The organism is Leucobacter sp. M11, from assembly GCF_035726885.1.
GTDB lineage: Bacteria > Actinomycetota > Actinomycetes > Actinomycetales > Microbacteriaceae > JAPFRB01.
Window position 1 is genome coordinate 330,500 of sequence record NZ_JAPFRB010000001.1, and the last position, 7,798, is coordinate 338,297.

7 protein-coding genes are annotated in these 7,798 nt (G+C 70.6%); 4 read left to right on the forward strand and 3 right to left on the reverse strand.

The features are described from left to right. From OOT08_RS01640 to OOT08_RS01655, 4 genes are all read left to right on the forward strand, one after another. Window positions 1–377: DNA glycosylase AlkZ-like family protein (locus tag OOT08_RS01640; protein WP_325090830.1), on the forward strand; the 377-nt coding region annotated here is incomplete at its 5' end. Window positions 378–439: 62 nt separating this feature from the next. After that, window positions 440–2,200 carry a cation:proton antiporter gene (locus OOT08_RS01645; RefSeq protein WP_325090831.1) on the forward strand — a complete coding sequence of 587 codons (1,761 nt, stop codon included), beginning with the start codon at window positions 440–442 and terminating at the stop codon, window positions 2,198–2,200. Window positions 2,201–2,486: 286 nt separating this feature from the next. Further along, window positions 2,487–3,002 carry a ribonuclease E activity regulator RraA gene (gene rraA / locus OOT08_RS01650; protein WP_325090832.1) on the forward strand — a complete coding sequence of 172 codons (516 nt, stop codon included), beginning with the start codon at window positions 2,487–2,489 and terminating at the stop codon, window positions 3,000–3,002. Window positions 3,003–3,122: 120 nt separating this feature from the next. Then, entirely contained in the window at window positions 3,123–4,598 is a 1,476-nt protein-coding gene (locus OOT08_RS01655; protein WP_325090833.1) for an SDR family NAD(P)-dependent oxidoreductase, read from the forward strand. An 82-nt stretch (window positions 4,599–4,680) separates the two neighbouring features. On the opposite strand, the gene OOT08_RS01660 is transcribed toward OOT08_RS01655, so the two are convergent. From OOT08_RS01660 to OOT08_RS01670, 3 genes are all read right to left on the reverse strand, one after another. Further along, a complete protein-coding gene (locus OOT08_RS01660; RefSeq protein ID WP_325090834.1) occupies window positions 4,681–6,045 on the reverse strand; it encodes an MFS transporter in 1,365 nt (454 codons plus the stop codon). Window positions 6,046–6,063: 18 nt separating this feature from the next. Then, window positions 6,064–7,227 (reverse strand): M20 family metallopeptidase, encoded by a 1,164-nt coding sequence (locus OOT08_RS01665; RefSeq protein WP_325090835.1) that lies wholly within the window; start codon window positions 7,225–7,227, stop codon window positions 6,064–6,066. Next, window positions 7,220–7,798: DUF1028 domain-containing protein (locus OOT08_RS01670; RefSeq protein WP_325090836.1), on the reverse strand; the 579-nt coding region annotated here is incomplete at its 5' end. The genes OOT08_RS01665 and OOT08_RS01670, both read right to left, overlap by 8 nt.

Below are 7,798 nucleotides of genomic sequence, written 5' to 3' on the forward strand. Positions count from 1 at the left end.
TCGTGCCGGTGCTCGTCGGGGATACGGAGCTGTGGGCTCCGCCGGAGGCGGTTGAGGAGCGCGCGGTTTCCCCGGCGGGGGTGTGGTTGTTGCCGCCGTTTGATGAGCACCTGTTGGGGTTCACGGATCGGGGGTTGCTGGTGGACCCGGCGCATGCCGGGTTGTTGGTGCCGGGGAAGAACGGCGTGTTTGGGGCGACGGTGGTGCGGGATGGCCGGGTGGTGGCGCTGTGGAAGCGGGAGCCGCTTCGGGATGCGGTGCGGCTCCGGGTGACGCCGTTGCCGGGTGAGGCGCTCGCGTCCGAGGAGCTGGCGGCTCCGGTGGCCCGGCTGGGGCAGTTCTTGGGGGCGGAGGTGGTTGCGGAGCTTCCGGGCTGAGTCGCTGGGCGGGGGCGGGGTTTGCTCCGTGGCGTGGCACGGGTTCGCGCTAGTCTGTGCTCATGGAAATCGGGCTTGTGGGCGTCGTAGCCGTCGTGCTCATCGTGGGCGTGGCGATGGTGTCGGGGCGGATTGGGATCGCCGCTCCGCTCGTCCTTGTGGTGTTGGGGATCGGGATCGGGTATTTGCCGTGGGTGCCGCTCGTGGAGTTGGACCCCGAGATCATCCTGATTGGAGTGTTGCCGCCGCTGTTGTATTCGGCGGCGGTGAATGTGCCGCTGGTGGATTTGCGGCGGAATCTGGGGCCGATCACGGGCCTGTCGGTGGTGCTGGTGTTGATCAGCGCGGTGTTGGTTGGGTTGCTCATCACGTGGATTTTGCCGGAGGTGCCTCTCGCGGCGGGGATCGCGCTCGGGGCGGTGGTGAGTCCCACGGACGCGGTTGCCGCGACCTCGATCGGGAAGCGTTTGGGGTTGCCGCCCCGGTTGGTCACGATTTTGGAGGGCGAGAGCCTGGTGAACGACGCGACCGCGCTCGTGTTGTTGCGCGCCGCGGTGGCCGCGGTGGCGGGGGGCTTTGCCTTTGCTGAGGTGAGCTTGGAGTTTTTGTATGCCGCGGCGCTTGCGATCCTGATCGGGGTGCTCGTCGGCGCGGTTACGGTGTGGTTGCGGTCGAAGATCACGAACCCCGTGCACGACACGGTGATCTCGTTCATTGTGCCCTTTGTGGCGTTTCTGCCGACCGAGGAGATCGGTGCGTCCGGGGTGCTCGCCGTGGTTGTGGCCGGGCTGTATTCGGGGCACGTTGGGGCGAAGCATTTCAGCGCGAAGGCGCGGATGAACGAGCGGCTGAACTGGCGCACGATCCAGTTCGTGTTGGAGAACGCGGTGTTCCTCGTGATGGGGTTGCAGCTGCACGCGCTCACCGATCAGCTCAATGAGAACGAGGTGACGATCTGGCATATGGCGCTCATCGGCATCGCGGTTTCGGCCCTGTTGATTGTGTCTCGGGGGCTGTTCATGATCCCCGTGGTGCTGATTTTGCGGTTCCAGTTGCGGCGGCGGGAGGCGCGGATGGCTGGGCTGAACGGTTTCGCGGACCGGGTGCGGGACGCGGATCCGGCGCAGATCGAGGATGAGCGGATGCGCAAGCGCCTGCGGTTCGCGGATCGGTGGTTGCGGAAGCGCCAGGCGGATCTGGATCACGCGCAGCAGCAGGGGCTGGGCTGGCGCGGCGGCGCCGTGCTCGCGTGGAGCGGGATGCGCGGGGTGGTGACGCTCGCGGCGGCGCAGTCCCTGCCGAGCGATTTCCCGTACCGCGCCCCGCTGATCCTGATCGCGTTTTTTGTGGCCGTGATCACGCTGCTCCTGCACGGCACGACCTTGCCGCCGCTGATTCGGCGGTTGACGATCGTGGGGCCCTCGCGGGACGATTCTGCCCGGGAGCTGCGTTCCCTGAGCCAGGACCTCCTCGACGAGGGCCTGAACGCGTTGGAGGAGAGCCTGCGCGAGCAGAGCGAGCTCGCCGACGAGGATCACCGGGTGGACTATCCGAACGAGGAGGTCGTGGACCGGGTGCGGGCCAGCGCCCGGAACACGCTCGCGCCGCTCATTTTGTCGCTGCCGCAGGCGGTGGTGTCCGCGGAGGAACCGGAGCGGCCAGAGACGGCCGCGGAGCAGTATGTTCGGCTCTCACACGTGGTGCTGGAGGCGCAGCGGGCCGCCCTGCTCGAGGAGCGGGCGATCGGCCGGTACAGTTCGGCGTCGATCCGGGCCGCCGAGCACCTGCTCGATTCCCAGGAGACCAGGCTGCACCCGAAGTAGTCCCGCGGCGCGGGGCCTCGCGGGCATGTTCGGGGCCTGTTCGGCCGGGTTCCGGGCGGCCAGCCGTGAATTCCCCGAGCGACGCCGCGCGCGGCGGCAGGCGCGACGCGGGTCGAAAACCGCGGGTGGTGGCCAAAATCCCTGATGGGAAGCCGTGCGCGGGAACCGTCCCCGTGTGACCTCCGGTGACCCCGCGTGACCCCCGATGCCGGGGACCGGATTCGCCTCTGTTCAGCGTCGGGGGCAGCCGGTAGCCTGGGGTCGTTCGCAACCGAGAGGATCTCCCATGCAGACCGTGAGCACCGCAGACCTGTTCGACGAGCTCGGCGACGCCCTCCAGTCCGTCTCCGTGCCGTTCCAGAACTTTGGCGCCTTCGAGCAGTTCACCGGCCCCATCCGCACGGTGCGCTGCCACCGGGACAACGCGCTGTTGAAGGAGCTGCTGGGTACCCCGGGCGACGGGGCCGTGCTCGTGGTGGACGGCGGCGGCTCCTACGAGTCCGCGCTCGTCGGCGACATGATCGCCGCGCTCGCCGTGGACAACGGCTGGGCGGGGATCATCGTGAACGGTGTGATCCGGGACCGCGCCGAGATCAGCACCCTCCCCCTCGGGGTGAAGGCGCTCGGCACGAACCCGCGCAAGTCGACGAAGACCGGGGCGGGCGAGCTCGACGTGACCGTCGAGTTCGGCGGCGCCGCCTTCGTGCCCGGCGCCACCGTCTGGTCGGACGAGGACGGCATTGTCACCGACGGCATCGTCACCGACGGCATCGTGAGCGACGCGAGCGCCGCCGGAGCCTAGCCCGCCAGCAGCGCCAGCAGCAGCGAGCCGGGTCGAACCGTCACGAGGGCCAACGGGCCGCGCCGGGTCGCGGGGGCGCCCCCGGTCTTCCGGGGCGCCGCGCCCGGTTACACTGGTCTGATGCCCGGATCAGCTTCCCCCGTCTCCCCCGCCACGCTCAGCGCGGAGGACGTCGCCACCACCGTCCGCGTCCTCGCCACGATGACCGAGCTCGACGAGGACGACCCGCACTTCGCGGAGGTCCGCCTCGCGACCGCGAAAATGTTCAAGGCGGTCAAGGAGCACCGGCGCGCGGTGAAGCGGGCCGAGGTGCAGGCGGCGGACAAGGCCGTCATCGCGGCGACCGCGACGGGCGCCCCGACTCGGATCGACGACGAGACCCAGGGTCACGAGCTGTCCAGCTCCGCGACCGCGGAGACCGCGGGCGAGCTGCTCGTTGCCCGCGCCTGCTACATCTGTAAGCAGCGCTACACGCGGGTGGACGCCTTCTACCACCAGCTGTGCCCCAGCTGCGCCGTCCTGAACCACGCCAAGCGCACCGCGCGCACGGATCTCACGGGCAAGCGCGCCCTGCTCACGGGGGGCCGGGCCAAGATCGGCATGTACATCGCCCTGCGCCTGCTGCGCGATGGCGCGCACACGACGGTCACGACCCGCTTCCCGAAGGACGCGGTGCGCCGCTTCGCCGCGATGGAGGACTCCGCGGACTGGCTGCACCGGCTCCGCGTGGTCGGCATCGACCTGCGCGACCCCGCGCAGGTGATCGGCCTCGCCGACGACGTCGCGGCGCAGGGCCCCCTCGACATTCTCATCAACAACGCCACGCAGACCGTGCGCCGCTCCGCCGGGGCCTACGCCCCGCTCGTTGAGGCCGAGAGCTCCCCGCTGCCCGAGGGAGAGATGCCCGAGATCGTGACCTTCGGGAACTCGCACGAGCAGCACCCGCTCGCGCTCCAGGCCTCCGTGCAGACCATGCCGATCCTGGCCGCGGCCGCCGGGGCCGGGCACCTCACCGCGGACGATCTCACCGAGCTCGCCCTCACCCCCGGGTCGAGCTCGCTCGAGAAACTCGCCGCGGGCACCGCGATAGACGCGGGGGGCCTCTTGCCCGATCTGCACCGCGAGAACAGCTGGACCGACAAGGTGCAGGACGTGGACCCCGTCGAGATGCTGGAGGTGCAGCTGTGCAACACGACCGCGCCGTTCCTGCTCGTCAGCCGCCTCCGCGCGTCGATGGCCGCCACCCCGCGCAGCTACGTCGTGAACGTTTCCGCGATGGAGGGCGTGTTCAACCGCGGCTACAAGGGCCCCGGTCACCCGCACACGAACATGGCGAAGGCGGCGGTCAACATGCTGACCCGCACGAGCGCCCGCGAGATGAGCAGCGACAACATCTTCATGACGAGCGTGGACACCGGGTGGATCACGGACGAGCGCCCGCACCCCACAAAGGTTCGCCTCGCCGAGGAGGGCTTCCACGCCCCGCTCGATCTGGTCGACGGGGCCGCCCGGGTCTACGACCCGATCGTCCGCGGCGAGGCCGGCGAAGACCTCTTCGGCGTCTTCCTGAAGGACTACAAGCCCTCCAACTGGTAGCGCCCCGCCGCGGGGCGACCCTGCCGCGCGAGCCCCGACGGGCCTGGCGCGGCAGGCCCAACCGCGGGGGCGCTGCGGCGGTTCAGGGCGCGCGGAGCGCCTCGGGCAGGGTCACCGTCGCCGTTTCCAGGTCCTGCGGCTTGATGAGCGGGATGCCGCGCGTCTCCGGGATCGATGCCACGGTCACGATCCCCACGAGACCGACGACCCCGAGGAACACGCCCGGCACGAGCGCGAAGCCCGTGGCCTCCAGCAGCCAGGTCAGCACATAGGGCGCGGTGCCCGCGAACAGCGCGGCCGCGACCGCGTAGGCGATCGACAGGCCGGTCTGTCGGGTCCGCGTCGGGAACAGTTCCACCACGGTCGCCGCGTGGGTGCCGAGGATCAGCGAGAGGATCAGCGCCAGCCCGAGCGTGGAGACGAAGGCGGCGGTCTCTCCGCCGCTACTCATCAGCATGAACAGGGGCACCGAGAGCAGCGTTAGCGCGACCGCGGCCGTCATGAGCACCGGCTTGCGGCCCCAGCGGTCCGAGGCGATGCCCGCGAAGGGCACCACGATCAGCCCGAGCGCCGAGGCCATCGTGGACAGCAGCGCGGCCCGGCTCGGGTCGAAGCCGAGGTAGACCTCCTGATACGTCAGCAGGTACACGAGCACCACGTAGAAGGTCACGTTCATGAAGACCTCCATGCCGACGGTCTGGATGAACTGGCGTCGGTTCCGGGTGAACACCTCCTTGACGGGGGCGGTTGAGACCATTTCCAGTTCCTGGAGCTGCTGGAACTCCGGGGTGTCCTCGATCTTGCGGTGAATGTAGAGGCCGATGAAGCCGAGGGGCACGGTGACGAGGAAGGGGATCCGCCAGGCCCAGTCGATCACCTGCTGGGCGTCGAAGCTGATGTTCAGCAGGAAGACGCTGAAGGACGCCGCGAGGAAGCCGAGCAGGCTGCCGAACTCCAGCCAGCTGACGCCGAAGCCGCGGCGCTTGGGCGGCGAGAACTCGCCGAGGAACGCGGCGGCGCTGCCGAATTCCCCGCCCGCGGCCAGGCCCTGCACGATCCGGGTCAGCACCAGCAGGATCGGGGCGACGATCCCGATGGCCTCGTAGCCGGGGAGCAAGCCCAGCACGAGCGTCGAGATGGCCATCGCCAGGATCACGATCGACAGGGTCTGCTTTCGGCCGAGCCGGTCGCCGAGCCGGCCAAAGATGATGGCGCCGATGGGGCGGACGAAAAACGAGATGGCGAAGACCGCGAAGGCCGAGAGCAGGCCCGTCGCGCCCTCCGACTCCGGGAAGAACACGACCGCGATCGTGCCCGCGAGGTAGGCGTAGACCGCCCAGTCGAACCAGTGGACAAACACGCCGATCGATCCGGCGACCACGCTCTTGCGCAGCCCCTTCTGATCGACGAGGTCACTCGGGTGCAGCTCCGATGATGCACGTGACATTTCAACTCTCCCTCTTCGTTAGTGCTCGGGTGTTGCCCGAAGCCGGGCCACGTCGAGCGCGGTCCAGGCCAGCGCGGTTGCGCCGTCCGTCAGGGTCTGTTCCGCCGCCGCCCCGACGCAGGCGTCGGCGAAGGCGGGCTGGTGGTTGCTGGCGTGGCCGCCCACCCCGATGTACGGGTGGATGGCGTTGACGATCTGGGAAACGTTGCCCATATCGGTGGATGCGCGGTTCATGGTGGCCGATTCCGGGTCACCGTCGAAGCTGCGGCCGAGGGCGCTCGCGTTGCGCCGGTACCGTTCCAGGGCCTCCTCGTCCTCGCGCATTTCGGCGTAGCGCTCGCTCTCCGGCGTCACGGTCAGCGTGGCCCCCGTCGCGAGGGCCCCCGCCTCGAAGCAGCGCAGCACGCGCGCCTCGAGCGCGATCAGTTCCTCGGTGGTCTCGGCGCGGACGTACCAGCGCCCCTCGGTGCGCTCCGGGATCGCGTTGGGGGCCTCTCCCCCGCGGGTTTGCACCCCGTGCACCCGGGCCGTGTGCGGCAGTTGCTGCCGGAGCAGCCCGAGGGCCAGCTGGGCGACGAGGAAGGCGTCGTTCGCGTTGACCCCGCGCTCCGGATAGGCGGCGGCGTGCGCGGCGTGCCCGTCGTAGCGGATGTGCCAGTGGGTGACCGCGAAGGGGCGCGCCTCGGCCACGTCAACAGGGGCGGGGTGGGCCATCGAGGCGTAGTCGAGGCGCTGAAAGGCGCCCCGCTTGAGCAGCTCGATCTTGCCGCCGCCGCCCTCCTCGGCCGGGGTTCCGATGACCTCAACGGCGATGCCGAGCTCGGCGGCGACCTCCGTGAGCCCGAGGGCCGCCCCGACGCTCATCGCCGAGATCAGGTTGTGCCCGCAGGCGTGCCCGAGGCCCGGCAGGGCATCGTACTCGGCGAGGAAGGCCGCGCGGAACGCGCCCGCTTCGCCCGCATCGCCCGAGTCGAGCACCGCGCGGAACGCCGTGTCCAGCCCCAGGTAGGGCTGCTCGACGGTAAAGCCGCGCGCGGCGAGGATCCCGGCGACCGCCGCCGAGGAGCGATGCTCCTGCCAGCCGAGCTCGGGGTCCGCGTGCAGGCGTTCCGAGAGCTCGACGAGGGCGGCGCGCTCGCGGGCGATGCGCTCCGCGATCCGGGACTTCAGCCGCTCACTCATCGCCGGGCACCCCGTAGGCGGGGGTGGTTGCCGGGGCGAGGCCCCGGTTGGTGTAGTCCTCGCGCTCGGGAAGCCAGCGCGCCACGAGTGCGCCCAGCTCGCCGACGGGATCCGTCTCCGCCCAGTCAACGCGCAGATCCGTGACCCGCCACCCGGCATCGGCCACGACCGAGAGGCCCGCCGAGTGCAGGGGCCCGGCCTCGCCGCCCGCGTCGAGCGCGGCGCGAAGTCCCGCGAGGAGGCGTTCTTCGAGCGGGCCGCTCGCGGCGAGGGCGGCGTCGACGAGGGCGTCGAGCACGGCCGGGCTCGCGAGCATGTTGCCGCCCGCGACCGCGTTCTGCCGGGTGACCGAGCCGAACACGCCGAGGGCGCGGTCGCCGGAGTACGCGGCGGCCCGCCCCGCCCGGTCCAGGACGAGGAGTTGCCGGTAGCCGATGGTGTCGGCGTCGGCCTCGGCGACGACGCGGTCGAGCGCGGCCTGGGCGGCGTCGCCCACGCGGAGCCGTTCCAGGAGGCGGGGGCCGAGCCGGGGGTCGGTCACGTTTTGCGTGTGCGCCCCGCCGAGCCCGTC